This window comes from Pseudomonas sp. A34-9 (genome assembly GCF_029543085.1).
Taxonomy (GTDB): Bacteria; Pseudomonadota; Gammaproteobacteria; order Pseudomonadales; family Pseudomonadaceae; genus Aquipseudomonas.
In genome coordinates, this window is sequence record NZ_CP119967.1 from 1,356,792 (window position 1) to 1,374,404 (window position 17,613).

22 protein-coding genes are annotated in these 17,613 nt (G+C 60.3%); 21 read left to right on the top strand and 1 reads right to left on the bottom strand.

The window, feature by feature from the left end; genetic code table 11:
- Window positions 1-257: 257 nt before the first annotated feature.
- Genes P3G59_RS05845 through P3G59_RS05860 form a run of 4 tightly spaced genes read left to right on the top strand, consistent with a single transcriptional unit; the run spans window position 258 to window position 3,560 of the window.
- On the top strand, window positions 258-776 hold the full coding sequence (locus P3G59_RS05845) for a phage regulatory CII family protein (RefSeq protein ID WP_083366735.1): 519 nt from the start codon (window positions 258-260) through the stop codon (window positions 774-776).
- On the top strand, window positions 769-999 hold the full coding sequence (locus P3G59_RS05850; RefSeq protein WP_277760804.1) for a TraR/DksA C4-type zinc finger protein: 231 nt from the start codon (window positions 769-771) through the stop codon (window positions 997-999). The genes P3G59_RS05845 and P3G59_RS05850 overlap by 8 nt, the downstream gene beginning before the upstream one ends.
- A complete protein-coding gene (locus P3G59_RS05855; RefSeq protein WP_277760805.1) occupies window positions 989-3,208 on the top strand; it encodes a VapE domain-containing protein in 2,220 nt (739 codons plus the stop codon). Before P3G59_RS05850 ends, P3G59_RS05855 begins: the two co-directional genes overlap by 11 nt.
- Window positions 3,201-3,560: a hypothetical protein gene (locus tag P3G59_RS05860; RefSeq protein WP_103368800.1), complete on the top strand. Its 360-nt coding sequence runs from the start codon at window positions 3,201-3,203 to the stop codon at window positions 3,558-3,560. The genes P3G59_RS05855 and P3G59_RS05860 overlap by 8 nt, the downstream gene beginning before the upstream one ends.
- Window positions 3,561-4,058: 498 nt before the next feature.
- Here the strand turns inward: P3G59_RS05860 and P3G59_RS05865 are convergent, their stop codons facing one another.
- Window positions 4,059-4,406, bottom strand: a complete 348-nt coding sequence (locus P3G59_RS05865) for a hypothetical protein (protein WP_277760806.1) — start codon at window positions 4,404-4,406, stop codon at window positions 4,059-4,061.
- A 108-nt stretch (window positions 4,407-4,514) separates the two neighbouring features.
- Here P3G59_RS05865 and P3G59_RS05870 point away from each other — a divergent pair, with 108 nt between their 5' ends.
- The 17 genes from P3G59_RS05870 to P3G59_RS05950 all read left to right on the top strand — a co-directional run bounded on the left by P3G59_RS05870 (window position 4,515) and on the right by P3G59_RS05950 (window position 17,612).
- A complete protein-coding gene (locus tag P3G59_RS05870; protein ID WP_277760807.1) occupies window positions 4,515-4,859 on the top strand; it encodes a phage holin family protein in 345 nt (114 codons plus the stop codon).
- 166 nt (window positions 4,860-5,025) lie between these two features.
- A complete protein-coding gene (locus P3G59_RS05875; RefSeq protein WP_277760808.1) occupies window positions 5,026-5,628 on the top strand; it encodes a terminase small subunit in 603 nt (200 codons plus the stop codon).
- A 4-nt stretch (window positions 5,629-5,632) separates the two neighbouring features.
- Entirely contained in the window at window positions 5,633-7,660 is a 2,028-nt protein-coding gene (locus P3G59_RS05880) for a phage terminase large subunit family protein (protein WP_277760809.1), read from the top strand.
- Window position 7,661: 1 nt separating this feature from the next.
- On the top strand, window positions 7,662-7,868 hold the full coding sequence (locus tag P3G59_RS05885; protein WP_277760810.1) for a hypothetical protein: 207 nt from the start codon (window positions 7,662-7,664) through the stop codon (window positions 7,866-7,868).
- Complete coding sequence (locus P3G59_RS05890; RefSeq protein WP_277760811.1) at window positions 7,868-9,352, top strand: phage portal protein; 1,485 nt, start codon at window positions 7,868-7,870, stop codon at window positions 9,350-9,352. Before P3G59_RS05885 ends, P3G59_RS05890 begins: the two co-directional genes overlap by 1 nt.
- Window positions 9,349-10,491, top strand: coding sequence for a head maturation protease, ClpP-related (locus tag P3G59_RS05895; protein WP_277760812.1), 1,143 nt, complete (start codon window positions 9,349-9,351; stop codon window positions 10,489-10,491). The genes P3G59_RS05890 and P3G59_RS05895 overlap by 4 nt, the downstream gene beginning before the upstream one ends.
- On the top strand, window positions 10,488-10,832 hold the full coding sequence (locus P3G59_RS05900; protein WP_103520674.1) for a head decoration protein: 345 nt from the start codon (window positions 10,488-10,490) through the stop codon (window positions 10,830-10,832). Before P3G59_RS05895 ends, P3G59_RS05900 begins: the two co-directional genes overlap by 4 nt.
- A 62-nt stretch (window positions 10,833-10,894) precedes the next feature.
- The gene (locus P3G59_RS05905) at window positions 10,895-11,890 is read left to right on the top strand and encodes a major capsid protein (protein WP_098964724.1); all 996 of its coding nucleotides are present in this window, start codon (window positions 10,895-10,897) and stop codon (window positions 11,888-11,890) included.
- 2 nt (window positions 11,891-11,892) lie between these two features.
- Complete coding sequence (locus tag P3G59_RS05910) at window positions 11,893-12,213, top strand: hypothetical protein (protein ID WP_277760813.1); 321 nt, start codon at window positions 11,893-11,895, stop codon at window positions 12,211-12,213.
- A complete protein-coding gene (locus tag P3G59_RS05915) occupies window positions 12,210-12,866 on the top strand; it encodes a hypothetical protein (protein ID WP_277760814.1) in 657 nt (218 codons plus the stop codon). The genes P3G59_RS05910 and P3G59_RS05915 overlap by 4 nt, the downstream gene beginning before the upstream one ends.
- A 1-nt stretch (window position 12,867) precedes the next feature.
- On the top strand, window positions 12,868-13,389 hold the full coding sequence (locus P3G59_RS05920) for a hypothetical protein (RefSeq protein ID WP_277760815.1): 522 nt from the start codon (window positions 12,868-12,870) through the stop codon (window positions 13,387-13,389).
- A complete protein-coding gene (locus P3G59_RS05925; protein WP_277760816.1) occupies window positions 13,386-13,973 on the top strand; it encodes a phage baseplate assembly protein V in 588 nt (195 codons plus the stop codon). Before P3G59_RS05920 ends, P3G59_RS05925 begins: the two co-directional genes overlap by 4 nt.
- Window positions 13,974-14,026: 53 nt before the next feature.
- Complete coding sequence (locus P3G59_RS05930) at window positions 14,027-14,257, top strand: hypothetical protein (RefSeq protein WP_277760817.1); 231 nt, start codon at window positions 14,027-14,029, stop codon at window positions 14,255-14,257.
- Between the two features lie 5 nt (window positions 14,258-14,262).
- Window positions 14,263-14,589: a GPW/gp25 family protein gene (locus tag P3G59_RS05935; protein WP_277760818.1), complete on the top strand. Its 327-nt coding sequence runs from the start codon at window positions 14,263-14,265 to the stop codon at window positions 14,587-14,589.
- Window positions 14,586-15,470: a baseplate J/gp47 family protein gene (locus P3G59_RS05940; protein WP_277760819.1), complete on the top strand. Its 885-nt coding sequence runs from the start codon at window positions 14,586-14,588 to the stop codon at window positions 15,468-15,470. Before P3G59_RS05935 ends, P3G59_RS05940 begins: the two co-directional genes overlap by 4 nt.
- Window position 15,471: 1 nt before the next feature.
- Window positions 15,472-16,077, top strand: a complete 606-nt coding sequence (locus P3G59_RS05945; protein WP_277760820.1) for a phage tail protein I — start codon at window positions 15,472-15,474, stop codon at window positions 16,075-16,077.
- Window positions 16,074-17,612 (top strand): phage tail protein, encoded by a 1,539-nt coding sequence (locus tag P3G59_RS05950; RefSeq protein ID WP_277760821.1) that lies wholly within the window; start codon window positions 16,074-16,076, stop codon window positions 17,610-17,612. The genes P3G59_RS05945 and P3G59_RS05950 overlap by 4 nt, the downstream gene beginning before the upstream one ends.
- Window position 17,613 lies beyond the last annotated feature (1 nt).

Consider the following 17,613-nt stretch of genomic DNA (forward strand, 5'->3'; position numbering starts at 1 on the left):
AAGATAGGCGGGCACACCACATGCAACCACCACTCTTTATCGCGCTTTTCCAAGGCTCGGAAGCCTTGGTGTTGCTGCCTTTTCCACCACAGATTGGGCAGCTGTTGCGCCAGGGGTGAGCAACGGATTGCTCGCCCCGGCACGGTGCCGGTATCGATCCCGAAGATCTAGCCGGCGTTTGGGCCCTTTCAAGCCACGCGGCAAATGTATCACCACTGCATGTCGCGCGGCACTGGCAACTTACAAGGATTAATGCCATGAGCCGTATCGCTCTGAGTTCTGTTGAGCGGGCGCAGCGGGAAGTTTTGCCGCTCGATCTCGCGCTTTACCATGCCGCACGGGACTATCCCGGCGGCGCCGCAGCCATCGCCGCCACCACCGGCCGGAATGCGACCACGTTGCAGCACAAGCTTTCCCCAACCCACCCCAGCCATACGGTGAACATTCAAGAGTTCGGCGAGATTCTGGAGCTGACCAAGGATCGCCGCATTCTGGATGCGGTGCATGCGTTGGTCGGTGACACCACTTGGCAGGAGCTGGCTGAGGCGTACACCAACGATATGCCCGAGACGCTGACCACCGGAATTGCCGAGTACTTCCGGCAAGTCGCGGATCTGGCGGATACCTGGGCCAAGAGCATTGGCGACGGGGTTGTTTCCGATGAGGAACTGGCTGCGATCCGCCTGCAGGTGTTTCGTGGGATTCAGGGGCTGTTGGGGTTGTTCAACCGCGCCACGTATGTCAACCAGACGACGCGGGGTGTTGATCGTGGCTGACATCGCTGACTTTGCAAATGATCTGGTGCAGGAGCGCGTTGATCAAGCGCTGGCTGCACGTCTTCTCGCCGCCAAGCCTGCTTTGGCGGCGCATTCGTTTCTCTTCTGCGAAACGTGCGATGAACCGATCCCGGAAGCTCGCCGTTTGGCGCAGCCCGGCTGCACGCAATGCGTGGGATGCCTTGCCATTGAGGAAATGATGGAGGCTCGTCATGCTCGATGAGGTGCTGGGGCAATTCGCTGATTACGGCCTTGAGCCTGCGCAGCCTTTGGTGTTTGGCAAGCTAACCCGCTGCAAGACGACGCAAGACAAGGGCAAGGAAAAGAATGGCTGGTATGTCGTTCATGAGCAGCGCACCGAGAAAGGCGAGACGCTGATCTTCGGTGCGTTCGGTGACTGGCGTTCGGGCGAGTCTCAGAAGATCAAGGTCAAGGCCGGGCGGATGTCGCCTGAAGAGCGTGAGGTTATGCGCGCTCGACAGGAAGAGGCAAAGCGCCGGGCGGCTGAGATCTCTGCAAACGCGGCACGCCGTGCGGCCAAGCGAGCGGCCGGTATGTTCAAGCGCATGCCGGAGAAGGGCCGTAGCGATTATCTGGATCGCAAGCAGATTGTTGGGTTCGGCGTTCGGTATGCGCCGCGCTCCGGTGCGTTTCTGGTGCCGATGAGCAATGTGCGTGACGAGATTGTCGGACTGCAGGTGGTGTTCCCGACCAAGCAAGAGGACACCGGTCGGGACAAGTCCTATTGGCCTTACGGCATGTCGAAGGAGGGCGCTTTCCATCTGATCGGGCCGCACCCGGATCCGGGCGAGCCGGTTCTGGTGTGTGAGGGCTACGCGACCGGCGCAAGTCTGCATATGGCCACGTCATTGACCGTGGCCGTTGCGTTTGATGCGGGTAATTTGCTGGTGGTTTGCAAGGCCATGCGCGAGCGTTTCGCCGGTTGTCCGCTGATCATCTGCCGAGACGATGACTGGATGACCACCAAGCCGAATGGTGATGCTTGGAACCCCGGTGAAGAGAAAGCAAACAACGCGGCGCTGATTGTCGGTGGCCAGGTGGTCGCGCCGATCTTTTCCGGTGAGCGTGAAGCCAAGTGGACCGACTTCAACGATCTGCATGTTGCGGAAGGTTTGGAGGCGGTGCGCCGTCAGGTATTGGCAGTGGTCAAGCCGCCGGCTGCTGGAGGTTGGAAAGATCTGCTGGCACGCAGCGAAAGCGGCGCGCTGATTGCGCACATGCAGAATGTCGAGTTGATCCTAGCCAACGATGAGCGTTGGGCCGGGGTGATCAGCTACAGCGCTTTCAGTTCGAAGATCGTGAAGCTGCGTGCGGCGCCTTATGGCGGCGGCACGGGCGATTGGGCGGACATTGATGATGTGCGGGTGATGAAGTGGCTCGCGCAGCAGTACAACTTGCGGGTCAAGGCCTCGCATGTGATCGAGGCGGTGAGTGTGGTTGCGCATGACCATGCGTTTCATCCAGTGCGCCAGTACCTGCGCAAGCTGCAGTGGGATCAGGTGCCTCGGCTTGAAAGTTGGCTTACCGATGTCATGGGTGTAAAGGCAACAGATTATTCGGCAAAGGTCGGCAAGCGCTGGATGTTATCGGCGGTGGCGCGGGTGATGAAGCCCGGCTGCAAGGCTGATTCGGTGATGATTCTCGAAGGTGCGCAGGGCGCTGGTAAGTCGACCGCGATGAGCATTCTTGGCGGCGAGTGGTTCATGGACACGCCGTTTGCGCTGGGCGACAAAGACGGGTTTCAGGCGATCCGGGGCAAGTGGATCGTTGAGCTTGGGGAACTGGATAGCTTCAACAAGGCTGAGAGCACGAAAGCCAAGCAATTCTTTTCGGCGTCCACCGACACCTATCGGGAGAGCTACGGCCGCAGAACGATGGACGTGCCACGCCAGTGTGTTTTTGTGGGTACCACTAACCAAGACGAGTATCTGAAGGATGCCACGGGCAACCGGCGTTATTGGCCAGTGGCGTGTACCAAGGTGGATCTGGAGTTGTTGCGCTCAATGCGCGATCAGCTCTGGGCCGAGGCTGTGTTCTGTTACGACGCGGGTGATCTCTGGTGGGTGACGTTGGATGAAGCTGCCATGTTCGGCGAGGAGCAGGACGAGCGGTTTGTGGTGGATGAGTGGGAAGGGCCGATTCTGACCTGGCTGGAAGAGTCGCAGATCGGTGAGACCGCCACCGGCAGTGATGTGCTGCTCAGTGCGCTGAAGTTGGACCTCGGGCATTGGGGTAAGCCGGAGCAGATGCGCGTCGGGGCGATTATGCATCGGTTGGGCTGGCGACGTGTGCGGTTGCCAGCGCTGGCGAAGAGCGGGCAACGGCCTTGGGCATACAAGAAACCGGCAGGGTGGGGCGGTGCTTCGGCGTTGCAGCGGGAAGCGTTCGAGGAGCCTTGTTTCGATGATTAAGGAGATCGATTCGTTGCTTAGGTTGTGGGCGCAGGAGCTGCACTCAGAGCATTCGAAAGGGGGGCTGGCTGGGGGGAATATGGTTGCCATGATGATGGAGAGTAATGGGCAACTGATCCGTGGGCGGCGGGCCTTTCGTGCGCCGCTGGAGAGTTCTCTCGATATCGAGCTGATCGTGACCAAGCATCTGGCGCCCGAGCTGGTGACGGTTGTGCGGGAGCATTACTGCACGCTCGACGTTGATATGCGCTTGCGTTACGCGCATTGCGGTTGTGGCCGTGACACCTACTATCAGCGTTTGCATGAGGCGCATCTGCAGATCTACTGGGTGCTGATGGGGGCGGCTGCGTGACCCCAGGCATCGCTCCGGTTGTGGTTGTCCCACTGGCCCGTCTTGTCCCGCTGCGTTTTGATGCAGTGGGACAGGTGCGGGCCTTGTCGTTGTTGGGTTGTCCCACCGTCCCTCCTAGTAGTGCCTCCCGCCCGTGTGAGCGTAGCGGGCGAGCACTACGCGCTTACGCGCGAACGCGTGTTCTTTAAAATTCTTCCTTTACACGAGAAAGAAGAAAGATAGGTAGGACAGTGGGGCGAAGCCCCGAATTTGGGCGCTCTCAGGCGTCCCACTACGATTCAAGGAAGTGGGACGAATGGGACACCGTTGAGACAGCAGAATGCCGTGGTGGTGTATTCACCGACATTCACTAGGCGTTCACCCTGCGTTACCCACTTATTCACCGGGTGGCATTAAAACAGGGTTGCTGCCACCGGAATCGACCTGTAAAAAGTAGTCATCTTCGATAGGTGCGACCGCAGAGAGCGGCACAACGAACCGGCCAAACGGCCGGTTTTTTCATTTGTCGCTCGTGGGAATTCGAAAGGCCGCCAGCTTTTCCTTCGTACCCTTGGGGCTAGACCAGTACGCAGCAAGGGCAACGCCAATCGCTAGATAAAATATTGTGTTCCACAGGTTAGCCAGGAGCCACAAGATATCCATGCGCGTCAAAGGCGCATCACTCCTACCGAACTTGATTGTTTCCCATATCCCGCTGCCCACCACCAACAGAACACTGGTAATCGTTGCGAGCTTGATTGCCCAAGTGCGCAGCTCTAATCGCTTCTGATCTGTTAGTTGAACCCATCCAATCATTAGCGAGCCAACCACACCCACTGTGGTTACGACATCGATCAATACACTCATTGCTCTGCTCCGATCCGTTGGATTACGTCGGATAGAGCTTCTTACATTCTGGTGTGACAGCCAAGTAACTTGGACGTGTTCCGAATCTATAAACCATGGGGAGCAGACATGACGAATGAGCAACAAGCACTGGCAGAAATGCCGATCTGGTTAGTAATCGTCCTGGCTCTGGTCGGTGGCGTATCGGGGGAAATGTGGCGGGCGGACAAGGATGGGGCGCGGGGCTGGGCGTTGTTGCGCAGGCTCGCGCTTCGGTCTGGTGCCTGCATTGTTTGCGGGGTGACGGCGATGATGTTGATGATCGCCGCCGGGATGTCGCTGTGGACGGCGGGCGCCTTGGGATGCCTGACAGCGATGGCGGGCGCGGATGTTGCCATCGGGTTGTACGAACGATGGGCCGCGAAACGGCTGGGCGTCTGCGAAGTGCCGCCAACCGGGGGCGAACAGGGGTGATGCACCGATCTGGTGCGCCGAAAACCGCCGGGGACCCTAGGGGTATCTGAAGGACACGGGGTCGGAAACCCGCGGGAAAGTGTTAGCGGGAGCGCCCCCAGCTTACTGAAATTCAATCCATTGAAATTGAAAGGTCTGCATTGAAAAGCCGTTGAAAGGAGGGCTTATGACAGAACCAACTTACCTGTCGAAAAGCGCCTTCGCGGCGCGGATCGGCCGGGCACCGAGCTACATCACCTGGTTGAAAAAAAACAACCGACTGGTGCTGTCGCCGGACGGAAAACTGGTGGACGTTCAGGCCAGCGAAGTGTTGATTCGCGACACCGCCGACCCGAGCAAAGCCGCCGTCGCTGATCGGCACCAACAAGACCGGATTCAGCGTGACGTTTACAGCCAACTGTCGACCCAGACCGAGCCGACTACCACGGCTGCGCCGCCGCAGGTGCTTACCGGCGACGGCAAGCTTCCCGACTTCCAGAAGGCCCGCGCTCTGCGTGAGCACAACATGGCCAAGCTGGCGGAGATCGAACTGGGCAAAGCCCAAGGCTCGCTGGTCTCTAAGGAGGCGGTCGAAACCGGTGCCTACAACGCCGGCCGATTGCTGCGCGATCAACTATTCGGGCCGTTGCCGCAACTGTCCCATGATCTTGCGGCCATGACCGATCCCTGGCTGATCGAAAAACACCTGACAGCCACCTTCCGTCGAACGCTGGAAGAAGCCGAGCGGCTCTCTTCGGCAGATCTTGAACACGCAATGACAACGGACTGAACCCATGCACACGGAATTTCCTGACGGTGCAGAGGTGTACCGTGAGGCTTATTTCCGTGGACTGCGCCCCGATCCAGACCTTTGGATCGACGAATGGGCCGATGAGTACATGCGAATCCCGCGTGACACTGGTGCCCCTGAACCCGGCCAGTACCGCACCTCACGGACACCTTATGCCCGCGAGCCAATGCGCTGCCTGTCGCCGGCTCACCCTTGCAGACGCGTGGTCACCATGGTGGCCTCGCAGTTGATGAAAACACAGATTGCCTTGAACTGGATGGGCGGCCTGATTCACATGGCGCCGTCGAACATCCTGGCGCTGCTTCCCAGCCTTGGCCTGTCCAAGCGGGTGTCGGGGCGGATCAGCAAGACCATCAAGGCCACCCCCGTTCTGCGCGAGCGGGTCGCGGCCACCCGCTCGCGGGACGCACGCAACACGATGGACACCAAGGAATTCGAGGGTGGCTCGCTGTATGTCACCACCGCCGGTTCTGCGGCCAACCTGTCGGAGCTTTCGGCCCGCTACATCTACGGCGACGAAGTCGACCGCTGGGAGAACGATGTCGGCCAGGAGGGTGACCCCATCAAGCTGGCAGAGACGCGGGCGACCAACTTCGGTCGCAACGCCAAGATTTACTTCTCCAGCTCGCCGACGATCAAAGGCGCCTCGCGGATCGCCGATCTGTTCGAATCTAGCGACCAGCGCTACTACTACGTGCCATGCCCTACCTGCGGTCATATGCAAGTGCTGGAATGGGAACGGCTGCACTACAGCAAGGACTTCAGCACTGTGCATTACGAGTGTGCAGCACCTGAGTGCGACGTGCTGATCGAGGAGCACCACAAGAGCGACATGCTTGCCCGAGGCGAGTGGCGTGCTCATGCCGGTGGCGACGGCAAAACCGTTGGTTTTCACCTCAATGCACTGTACTCGCCGACCGGCTGGATGGATTGGGCCGGCCTAGCCGTGGAGTTTGAAGACGCCAAAAAAGCTCAGGCCCAAGGCGACACGAGCCTGATGCAGGTGTTCTACAACACCCGTCTGGCCAAGGTCTGGGACAGCGCACTCGAACAGACCAAGGCGGAAGTGCTCATCGCCCGGGCGCGGATGGAGACCTACACCCTCGGCGCGATGCCGGCCGGCGTGCTGATGCTGACCGGCGCCGTCGACGTTCAGGCCAATCGCCTGGAGCTGATGGTGATGGGCTTTGGCGTCGGCATGGAACGCTGGGTGGTCGATCACCAGGTCATTTGGGGCGATCCAGCAGACGACCGCACCTGGGCTGTGCTGGACGAGAAACTCAAGGCGCGTTACCGGCATCCTTGCGGTGTCGGGCTGGCGATTCTCGCCGTCGGCGTCGACTCCGGCGGTCACCACACCGATGAGGTCTACCAGTACTGTCGCGTGCGCCGCTGGCGCAACATCTTCGCTATCAAGGGCGCAAGCAAGCCGGGCCGACCGGTGATTGCACAGCGCCCGTCCATGGTTGACGTGACGTGGAAGGGGCAGACCGAACGCAACGGCGCCGAGCTGTGGTTCGTCGGTACCGACACCGCCAAGGACTGGATCTACAACCGCTACCCGTTCCCGGACGGGCCGGGTTCGCTGCACTTTGCCAACGACCTGCCGGATGAATTCTTCGCTCAGTGCGTCGCCGAACGCAAAGTCGTGCGGTACGTGCGCGGTCACAAACGCATCGAATGGGTGAAGGGCAAGGCAGAGCGCAACGAAGCGCTCGACCTGATGGTGTATTGCCTCGCGATGGCGCATTACCTCGGCATCAACCGCTACCAGGAACACGATTGGGATCGGGTGCGTCAGGCGCTGGCCCAGTCCGGTCTGTTCGACGATGCCCTGGGCATCAAGCCGGTTCAGGGGGAGCGCGTCGATGAAGGCGAAACACCTGCGCCTGCGGCTGTGCGACAGGCTCAAGCCGCAACACCACCTGCTGCACCAGTCGCTCCAGCGCGACCCCCTGCTGCACCACATCAACGCCGCAGTTCCACCAGCGGTTACCTGAAGAGACGCTGATATGTCCTTTACTCAAAAACACCTCGACGCCATCGAGCGCGCCATTGCGCGTGGCGAAAAGACCGTGCGCTACAGCGACCGAACGGTGGAATACCGCGACGTCGACGAACTGCTCCGCGCCCGTGAAGAAATCCGTAGTTCGCTCACCAGCGCTACCGGCCCCCGCTCGCGGGTTGTCCGGCTCAGTCATGGAGGCAAGGGAATCTGATGGCTCGACAATTCCCGGCGCTCTCACGTAGCGGATTCTTGCTGCCATCGAACATCAAGGCCAGCTACGAAGGCGCCGGGGAGGGTCGCCGATCTGCCAGCTGGGACGCCACCGACGATGGCATCAACAGCATCAACACCCCGGCGCTGCGCAACCTGCGTGCCCGCTCACGGGCGGCGGTGCGCAATGACCCGTATGCGGCCAACGCCATCAACAAGCGGGTCAGCAACCTGATCGGCACCGGCATCACGCCACGCCCAAAGGTCAAAGACGAAGCACTGCGCAACCTGCTGCAGGAACTATGGGACGACTGGGCTGACGAGTCGGATGCCGACGGTCTGTGCGACTTCTACGGCCAGCAGGCGCTGGTGGCTCGCACCGTGGAAACGGCGGGCGAGTGTTTTGTCCGCTTGCGTCCGCGCAGTCTGGACGAAGGCTTGGTAGTGCCGCTGCAGTTGCAGACCCTGGCGCCGGAATTCGTACCGCACGACAAGTTCGAGATGACCAAGACCGGCAACATCATCCGTGCCGGAATCGAGTTCAACCCGGCCGGCAAGCGCGTGGCTTACTGGATGTACCGCTCGCACCCGCGTGATGCGTCGTCGCTCAACAGCGGCTACAACCAACTGGTGCGCGTACCGGCCAGCCAAGTACTGCACATCTTCGAACCGCTGGAACCGGGGCAGTTGCGCGGCGTGCCGCGCATGTCGCCGGTACTCAAGCGCCTGCGCAGTCTCGACAACTACGACGATGCGGTGCTGTTCCGGCAGGAAGTTTCCAACCTGTTCGCCGGCTTCATCAAGCGCCCGTCGCCTGACATGGGACAGGCGCCGCGTGATCCCGTCACTGGTCAACTGATTACTGCTGATCGCGACGGCTTCACACCGATGGTGGCACTCGAACCCGGCACGATGCAGGAGCTGGGCGCAGGTGAGGAGGTCGAGTTCTCCAAACCACCGGATGCCGGCAACAACTACCCGGACTTCATGCGGCAGCAACTGATGGCAGCTGCAGCGGGTTCCGACACGCCCTACGAGATCCTCACGGGCGACATGAAAGGGATCAACGACCGTGCGCTGCGCGTCGTGCTCAACGAGTTCCGGCGCCGCCTCGAACAACTGCAATTCAACGTCTACATCCACCAGATTTGCCGGCCGGTCCGCGCTGCTTGGCTGGACATGGCGGTATTGAGCGGCGTGATCGAGTTGCCGGACTACGCCAAGCGTCGTCGCGAATTTCTGCGCACCCGCTGGGTGCCTCAAGGCTGGGCCTACATCCAGCCGGTGCAGGACGTGCAGGCGCGAATGCTTGAGGTCAATGCCGGGTTCGGTTCGCGCAGTGAGATGTGTCTGCGAACCGGTTACGACTCCGAAACGGTCGACGCGGAAAACGCCGCCGACGCTCAACGTGCCCGCGACTTGCGCCTCAATTACCGAACGCTCGTCGAGATTGATACTGAACACGACGACCAGGAGAAACCATGAAACCGCCGTTCCATCTACGAATCTTCAACAAACTGGATGGGCAACTGCCCGTGCAAGACAAACACTGGTACAGCCTCCGGGCCAGCGGTGAAGCCGAACAGCGCACTATCGAGGTGTACGTCTACGGCGAGATCGGCACCTGGGGTATTACGGCCAATCAGTTCGTGCGTGACCTGGCCGCGCTGGATGACGGTACTTCACCGATTGTAGTTGCGTTCAACAGCATCGGCGGCGACCTGTTCGACGGCCTGGCCATTCATAACGCCCTGTCGCGTCTGGGAGAACGCTGCACCGGTCGTGTGGATGCCCTGGCTGCCAGTGCCGCGAGCGTTGCAGTCTGCGGCGCTCATCGAGTGGTAATCGCTGAAAACGCCGCACTGATGATCCACAACCCGTGGACTTATGCCTCGGGTGATGCCGAGGATATGCGCAAGGTAGCGACCGCGTTGGATCAAGCGCTGGAACTCATCATCACGGCCTACAAGGCCAAGGCGCCGGATATCGACGAGGTAGAGTTGCGGCGCCTGGTCAATGCAGAAACCTGGCTGACGGCTCGCGAAGCGGTGGCCCTTGGATTGGCCGATGAAGTCGGCGACGGAGTGCAAATCAAGGCGTGTCTGGGGCAGGGCACGGTCATGCAGAAATACCAGCGCACGCCCCAGGCGCTGCTGGATCTGCTCAACGAACTCACGAAACCGACCGAGCCGGTGGTCGACAAGCCTGAGCCATCGGCAACTGGTGCGAATGCAGCGGCGCTGGCTCTGCTGATCACCCAGTCATGCACTCAGGCCGGTATCAGTAACTTGATCGAACCGCTGATTGCAGCGACCAAGCTGGTTGACGAAGCGACTGTGCAGGCCGCGATCACCCAGGCCAAGTCGATCCGCGATCTTTGCGTTGCTGCCCGGCTGCCAGAGTTTGCGGTGGAGTTTGTACAGGCCGGACTGGACACCGGTGCCGTGCGTGCGCGGCTCTTCGATAAGGTCGTAGGGAAAGGCGGGGGCTTCGAGATCGACAACAGTCTGCCGCAGAACGAAGACCCGGCTCCCAAAATTCAAGCCAAGCAACCCGATCCGCCATCCATTTGGGCGGCGCGTCAGGCCGCTCAATCTCAAGCCTTTAAAGGAGTAAGACCATGACCATCAAACGCGAACCGATGCATGCAGGTGAGTTCCTGCTGTCCGAGGGCGCCGGGACCATCTCGCGAGAAGCAATCAACGTTGCCGCCGGTCACGCACTGGAGCCGGGTCAGATCCTCGGCCTGGTGACCGCGAGCAGTGAGTTCGCCCCGTACAACCCGACCGCCGAAGACGGCACGGAAAACGCCATCGCCATTCTCTACGGCCCGCTCGGTGAGTCGGATGTCGTTCGTCGCGGGCGCGCCGTGGTGCGTTTGGCCGAAGTCAGCGAAGCACACCTGACCGGTCTGGATCTGGCCGCCGAGAAAGCACTCGCCACTCATTTCGTGATCGTCCGCTAAGTCGATCCTTCTTTTATATGCATCCCGCCGCGTGCGGGATTTTTCGTTTCTGGAGAGTACCTATGGCCGATATCGCCATTTTTGACGACGAAGCATTCAGCGTCGATTCGCTGACCGCTGCACTCAACGATCAGCCTTACTTGCCCGGACGCATCAGCGCGTTGGGGCTGTTTCGCGAGGAAGGCATCACCACCCTGACTGTTCAGATTGAAAAGGACGGCGACACCCTGGCCCTGGTGCCGGCTGGTGAGCGTGGCACGTCCGGCTTGGTGGTTGCAGGCAGCAAGCGCACCCTGATCCCTTTCAACACCGTGCACCTGCCGGAGCGCTTCACGATCAAGGCCGACGAGATCCAAGGCATCCGTGCATTCGGTACTCGTACTGAGTTGCAGGCAGTGCAGGACGTGGTCAATGCACGTCTGGCCAAGGCGCGGCGCCAGTTGGACGCCACGCACGAATTCCAGCGCATGGGTGCATTGAATGGCCAGATCCTTGATGCCGATGGGAAGACCGTACTGCTGGACCTTTATGACCGCTTCGGTGTGGATCGCCAGAAACTGTCCATGGGGTTGGCAGATTCGAGCACTGAACTGCGGGTTAAGTGCGGTGAAGCCCTGGACATGCAGGAAGACGCGCTCGGCAGTGTGACCAGCACCGGATCTCGCGCCTTCTGCGGCAAGAACTTCTGGAACAAGCTGATCGTTCACAAGTCGGTCAAAGAGACCTACCTCAACAGCCAGCAGGCAGCAGCCCTGCGTGGTGATGCTCGTGAGAGCTTCGAGTTCGGCGGCATCATCTGGGAGCGCTACCGTGGCAAGGTAGCCGGTGTGTCGTTCGTGCACGACGACAAGGCGTTGCTGATTCCCGAAGGCGTGCCGGATCTGTACATCTCGGTGTTTGCACCTGCTGACTACATGGAAACGGTCAACACCCAGGGTATTCCTTACTACAGCATGATCGAACCATTGCCGTTCAAGAAAGGCATGGCCGGAGAAGCTCAGTCCAACCCGCTGCACCTGTGCACGCGACCTCGTGCGCAGATCCTGCTGGAACTCTGACCATGTCCTTTCGCGAATTGCTGGAAGACGTCGACGACACGGTGTTCGAAACCCTCGGCGACACGGCTCGGATTGAGGGCTACGACGAGCCGGTGCTGGGCATGTTCGCCGCACCGTGGTTGCAACCCAAGATGGGCAATACCAGGACGGCGTTGCGTGAACCAAAGTTCGAGATCCGCGTCCGCGATTCGCATGGCCTGAGAAAAGGGCTGCTTGTCAGTGTGGATCTGCCGGAGCTGGACGGTGGCGGTGACTATGACCTGCTGCAGCTGGAGCCGGGCGGTGATGGACTCGTCGCCTTGATACTGAGGAAACGACCATGAGTGTTGGCAGTCACTTCAAACCCTCGGCCGGCGGCGGGATGATCTCGTTGCAGACATCGGCGGCAGACCTGAAAGCCTTTCAGGACTTTGCCGCCGTAGTGCCAAAAGCAGCGGCCAACGCCCAGCGCCGAGCCATCAACAAAACCCTGCGCTGGCTTGCCACACAAATTGCCCGCGCCGTCGGCCGGCAGGAACGCATTGCTGTCGCTGCTGTGCGTCAGCGACTGCGTGCCTACCCGGTCAGCGGTGGATCGAACAGCGGCAAATTGTGGTTTGGCCTCAACGCCATGGAGGCCAGCCGCATCGGCCGGCCTCGGCAGAGTCGCTCCGGTGTCTCGGTGGCAGGCCGGCGCTTTCAGGGTGCATTCTTCAAGAAGGTCTACGGCAACAGCGCAGACGTCTGGATTCGTACCGGCAGCAAGCACTTCAGGGCGAGCGATTATCCCGACAGCGATGTCAGCGGTGCGGTCGGCGCGAGTTCGGGCTGGATCGCCGAGCACGACAATCGCTTCCCGCTGGCCAAGGCCAAGGTTTCGTTGGAGCAGGCCCGCCCGCACTTCGAGAGCTGGGTACGCAAGGCTGACGAACACCTGGTGCATGTCCTGCAGCAGGAACTCAATTTCGAAGTGCAGAAGCACTTGAAGGGGAAATGACGTGACGGATCAGGTCGACGAGCCGTTCAGTCTTGAACAGTTTTATCAAGTCATTGAGCGGCGCATTAAGGATCACTTTCCGGGCCTGCAGACGGTGTCCATGTGGCCGGATGATTTGGATCGCTTACCGCTGCCAGCGGTACTGATCGAACTGGCCGAGATGGAGCCGGGTCTCGATCCGGGAACCGGTGAAACCGGCTTGGCCTGCAAGTTCGAGGCGCGAGTGATCACCGATCCGATTCAGCCGGATCATCATCAACAGGCGGTGTTCCTAGCGGGCCACCTCGCCGCGTTGCTCCGCATGCAGTGCTGGGGTGTTGAGGTCGAACCGGCCGAGTTCGTGCAGGCCATGCAGGACTGGACCAAACCCGAACTGGACGGCTACACCGTCTGGATCGTGGAATGGACGCAGCAGATCTACCTGGGTGATGCCGAATGGCCTTGGCCGGATCAGCCGCCGGGCACCTTGGTGTTGAATATTGAGCCAGGCGACGGCCCGTTCCGTGCGGAGGACGTGCAATGAGTTCAGGTTACGTCGCGGCCCAGCACGACCGCATGCTCGCCGGCCTGGTCAAGGATTGCTACGTGGTGGCGGTGGATCTCGCTGCGTCACCCCCAATGTGCAGAGTCTCGGACGGTGAGTGGGTCAGCGGCTGGGTGCGCTGGCACAGCGTTGCAGCTGGCAAGGCGCGGCACTGGCGGGCGCCGAGTCTCGACGAGCAGGGCACCCTGATCAGTGCCAGCGGCGACGTGGCGCAAGGCACGTTCATTCCTGGTCTTTACGGCAATGGTGGCCCTCCACCAGACAACCGCGACCACGTCGAGGTCTGGCGTTTCGATGATGGAGGCTCACTGGTCTACGACTGGCAGGCCAATAGTTACACCATCACCTTGCCGAGCGGTACGGTCACGATCAAGGTCGGATCGACCCAGGCCGAATTCACCGACAACGCTGTCAGCGTGAAGTCCGGAACGATCAATCTGGAGGGCGCCGTGAACATCAAAGGGCCGGTCAACATCGACGGCCCTCTGCACGCGACACAGAGCATCACCAGTGATGCCGACATTCTGGCCACCGGCCAAAGTGACAACCACCACAAGCACTAACTCATCACTCATTCAGCCCGCCGCGTGCGGGCTTTTTCATGCCTGGAGAAATCATGGCCAAACATCAAGATGATTCGAATGCGCCTGAGTCCGTACCGATCAGCACCGTGCAGGCGAACTCGACCGTGACCTTTCGCGACACGCTCTACACATCGCGCACGGTCGTCCTGCCTGACGGCCGCACCCTGGCTATAGCGAAAGCCCAGGTATCGGTTGATGGCACCGACGATGTGGCGCTGAAGTGTCTCAAAGCCAACGCCGAGTTCGAGCAACTCAAGGAGTAAACCCGATGATCGGAATGGATCGCCACACCGGGCAACCCATCTCCGGCATCGAGCATTTACGCCAGTCCGTTGCGGACATTCTCGGCACGCCGTTGCTGAGCCGCCGCGAGCGTCCGGAGTACGGCAGCAAACTGCGGCGCATGGTCGACCTGCCCATCAACGAAGGCTGGAAGAGCGCCGCTCAAGCGGAAGCTGTCCGGGCATTGCGTCAATGGGAGCCGCGATTGAAGGTTGAGCGCATCGTAGTCACCTCGGTGCTAGGTGGGAAAATCAATTTCAGAATCAGCGGCGAGTATCTCGGTGAGCGCGGCACGTTGGAGGTGTGGGTATGAGTACGCTGGTGGATCTGACCGAACTGCCCCCACCGGATGTGCTAGAGCCTCTGGACTTCGAAGAAGTGTACGGCGAAGCGGTGAACGTGTTTCGCAGTTACATGGGCGACAACTGGACGGCGGCACTGGAGAGCGATCCGGTGACCAAGCTGCTGGAGGTCGGCAGTTACATCAAGGTCGGCAACCGAGCGCGGGTCAACGATGCGGCGAAGGCTCAATTTCTGGCCTATGCCATCGGGGCCGACCTTGATCAACTGGCCGCCAACGTTAATCTGAAGCGCCTGGTCATTCAGGCAGCGGATCCCTTGGCCGTTCCGCCGGTCGCGGCGGTGATGGAGTCGCACGATGCTTTGCGCGAGCGGGTGCAGATGGCGTACGAGGGATTGACCACAGCAGGGCCACGCAACAGCTACATCCTGCATGCCCGTAACGCCTCGGCACTGGTCGCCGATGCAACGGCTGAAAGCCCGGCGCCGGCCTGTGTCGACGTGACGGTGCTGGGCCTGGAAGGGGACGGCGCGGTTGGGTCGGAGCTGCTGGCCTTGGTCGCTATGGCTGTGAATGACGACGATGTGCGCCCGGTCGGTGACCGGGTCACGGTACGCGGCGCCGAGATCCTGCCGTACCGGATTGATGCGGTGCTGCACATGAAAGGCACCGGCCCAGAAAACGATGCCGCGCTGGCCGAAGCCATCAAGCGATTGGCGGCGTGGATCAACCCTCGCCGCCGTTTGGGCGTCGAAGTTGCGCGCTCCGGTGTCGACGCGCAGCTGCACGTAGCGGGTGTCGCGCGCGTCGAACTCAAAGACTGGAAAGATCTGAAACCGACCAAGGCGCAGGCGGCGTACTGCACCGATTGCACCGTCGTGTTGGGAGGTTGATATGCGCAGTCTTTTGCCGCTCAACAGCACCCCCTTGGAGCGAGCTATCGAGGCGACGTTTGCCGAGACCACGCTGATTCCGTTGCGCACGCTATACAACCCCGACACCTGTCCTGTGCACCTGCTGCCACATCTGGCCTGGGCCTGGTCAGTTGATCGCTGGGATCCTGCGTGGTCGGAAGCGGTCAAGCGTGCCGCGATCAAGGCCTCGTTCTACATCCACAAGCACAAGGGCACTATCGGCGCATTACGCCGAGTAGTCGAACCGCTGGGTTACCTGATCGAGGTGCTGGAGTGGTGGCAAGGCGTACCGGAAGGCGTGCCGGGTACCTTCGCGCTGAAGGTCGGTGTACTCGACACCGGCATCACCGAGGAGATGTACCTCGAACTGGAACGCCTGATTGATGACGCCAAACCGGTCAGCCGGCAACTGACCGGCCTCGCCATCAGCCTCGAAACCCAGGGCAACTTGAACATCAGTGTCGCTCTGTACGAGGGCGACGTAATCGACGTTTACCCGCCAGTGATGCGTGACATCGAAGTCACCGGCAGCTTTGGCGTGGTCGGGCGCGAACACTCCGTAGACACTCTGGACGTTTACCAATGATTGATGCGAACTCGCAGTTTTTCGCCATCCTGACCAAGGTCGGAGAGGCGAAGCAAGCGAATGCCGATGCACTCGGTGTTCCCTGGCTGATCAGCCAAATGGGCGTAGGTGATGCTAACGGCGCTGATCCCATTCCTGATCGGTTGCAAACCAAACTGATCAACGAATGGCGGCGCCGGCCGTTGAATCAACTCAAGGTCGACCCGAACAATCCGGCGATCATAATCGCCGAACAGGTCATCCCGGCAGACGAGGGTGGCAAGTGGATTCGTGAGATCGGTCTTTACGACGCGGACGGTGATCTAGTGGCGGTGGCCAACTGCGCGCCAAGCTTCAAGCCACTGCTGTCGCAAGGTTCAGGCCGCACGCAAATTGTGCGCATGAACTTCATCGTCACCAGCACTGGCAATATTCAGCTCAAGATCGATCCGGCAGTGGTGCTGGCTACACGCGAATATGTCGACGCGAAGATTCTGGAAGAGCTGTACAAGCTCGACAACAAGCAGTCGGTGCGGGTCGCGACGACGGCAAACATCGTGCTGTCCGGGCTTCAGTCCATCGACGGCGTGGCACTGGTTGTCGGTGATCGGGTACTGGTGAAAAACCAGACTGCCGCCAAGGACAACGGAATATGGGTCGCGGCAGCGGCGGGTTGGTCGCGTGCGGTGGACGCTGACTCGAATGCCGAGGTCACCTCGGCGTTGCTGGTATCGGTCGAGCAGGGCGCAATGTTGGCCGATACCCGCTGGCAGTTGATTACCGATGGCGTGATTGTCCTGGGCACCACGGCGCTGACGTTCCAGAACGTCACACAAGGTTTTGCGCCAATCAACGCTCCTGCGCTGATCAATCCAACAGCAAACACTCCCCCTCAATTTGATGTCAGCCAGAAGCTCGCTACGACTGAGTTTGTACAGCGCTCGGCTGGTAGTTTTGCCGGGTACGTCGCCTATGCGGCAAATACGGTTTTGACGGCGGCCGATGTCGGCAAGTACGTATATACAAGCGGGGCGACTGTCACTCTCACGCTGCCTGATGTCACGCTGTTGCCCCTTGGAAGTCGTATTTACATTCAGGCGGGAGCAATGACCGTCTGTACCGTAAGGTCAATTAACGGCGTAATTGCTGGGCCAAATGGCAATCAGGTGGGTTCGAACAGTGTGGTGCTGGGTAACGGCGTTGCGTCAGAATTTATCGCAACGGGTGTGAACTGGCTCGCGGTGGGCGGATCTGGAATCGCCGGGCTTTTTGCCAATGGCTATCAACGGTATCCGTCAGGTTTGATCGAGCAGTGGGGAACCGTAACGATCAATGACAACACTGAGTCGTACATTACACTGCCCATCGCATTCTCTGCTGCAATTCTCGGGGCGATGGCGTCAGTGTCCAACTCATTGGCGATCTCTGGTGGTGAGTTCGCGATTGCCGGTGCGAGAAAGAACGGTGCCAGCCTGAGCACCATTGCTATCAACGCAAACACGGGGCCTCAGACCTCGGTAAGTCAACTCGTAACCTGGCGCGCGTGGGGGTATTGAT

Excerpts from the sequence above, each read along its gene's own strand:
- P3G59_RS05885 (WP_277760810.1), top strand. The coding sequence starts at position 7,662 with ATGTCCTTTACTCAAAAACACCTCGACGCCATCGAGCGCGCCATTGCG.
- P3G59_RS05935 (WP_277760818.1), top strand. The coding sequence starts at position 14,263 with ATGATCGGAATGGATCGCCACACCGGGCAACCCATCTCCGGCATCGAG.
- P3G59_RS05950 (WP_277760821.1), top strand. The coding sequence starts at position 16,074 with ATGATTGATGCGAACTCGCAGTTTTTCGCCATCCTGACCAAGGTCGGA.
- P3G59_RS05940 (WP_277760819.1), top strand. The coding sequence starts at position 14,586 with ATGAGTACGCTGGTGGATCTGACCGAACTGCCCCCACCGGATGTGCTA.
- P3G59_RS05880 (WP_277760809.1), top strand. The coding sequence starts at position 5,633 with ATGCACACGGAATTTCCTGACGGTGCAGAGGTGTACCGTGAGGCTTAT.
- P3G59_RS05860 (WP_103368800.1), top strand. The coding sequence starts at position 3,201 with ATGATTAAGGAGATCGATTCGTTGCTTAGGTTGTGGGCGCAGGAGCTG.
- P3G59_RS05905 (WP_098964724.1), top strand. The coding sequence starts at position 10,895 with ATGGCCGATATCGCCATTTTTGACGACGAAGCATTCAGCGTCGATTCG.
- P3G59_RS05865 (WP_277760806.1), bottom strand. The coding sequence starts at position 4,406 with ATGAGTGTATTGATCGATGTCGTAACCACAGTGGGTGTGGTTGGCTCG.
- P3G59_RS05925 (WP_277760816.1), top strand. The coding sequence starts at position 13,386 with ATGAGTTCAGGTTACGTCGCGGCCCAGCACGACCGCATGCTCGCCGGC.
- P3G59_RS05915 (WP_277760814.1), top strand. The coding sequence starts at position 12,210 with ATGAGTGTTGGCAGTCACTTCAAACCCTCGGCCGGCGGCGGGATGATC.
- P3G59_RS05870 (WP_277760807.1), top strand. The coding sequence starts at position 4,515 with ATGACGAATGAGCAACAAGCACTGGCAGAAATGCCGATCTGGTTAGTA.
- P3G59_RS05875 (WP_277760808.1), top strand. The coding sequence starts at position 5,026 with ATGACAGAACCAACTTACCTGTCGAAAAGCGCCTTCGCGGCGCGGATC.
- P3G59_RS05855 (WP_277760805.1), top strand. The coding sequence starts at position 989 with ATGCTCGATGAGGTGCTGGGGCAATTCGCTGATTACGGCCTTGAGCCT.
- P3G59_RS05945 (WP_277760820.1), top strand. The coding sequence starts at position 15,472 with ATGCGCAGTCTTTTGCCGCTCAACAGCACCCCCTTGGAGCGAGCTATC.
- P3G59_RS05910 (WP_277760813.1), top strand. The coding sequence starts at position 11,893 with ATGTCCTTTCGCGAATTGCTGGAAGACGTCGACGACACGGTGTTCGAA.
- P3G59_RS05890 (WP_277760811.1), top strand. The coding sequence starts at position 7,868 with ATGGCTCGACAATTCCCGGCGCTCTCACGTAGCGGATTCTTGCTGCCA.
- P3G59_RS05930 (WP_277760817.1), top strand. The coding sequence starts at position 14,027 with ATGGCCAAACATCAAGATGATTCGAATGCGCCTGAGTCCGTACCGATC.
- P3G59_RS05900 (WP_103520674.1), top strand. The coding sequence starts at position 10,488 with ATGACCATCAAACGCGAACCGATGCATGCAGGTGAGTTCCTGCTGTCC.
- P3G59_RS05895 (WP_277760812.1), top strand. The coding sequence starts at position 9,349 with ATGAAACCGCCGTTCCATCTACGAATCTTCAACAAACTGGATGGGCAA.
- P3G59_RS05845 (WP_083366735.1), top strand. The coding sequence starts at position 258 with ATGAGCCGTATCGCTCTGAGTTCTGTTGAGCGGGCGCAGCGGGAAGTT.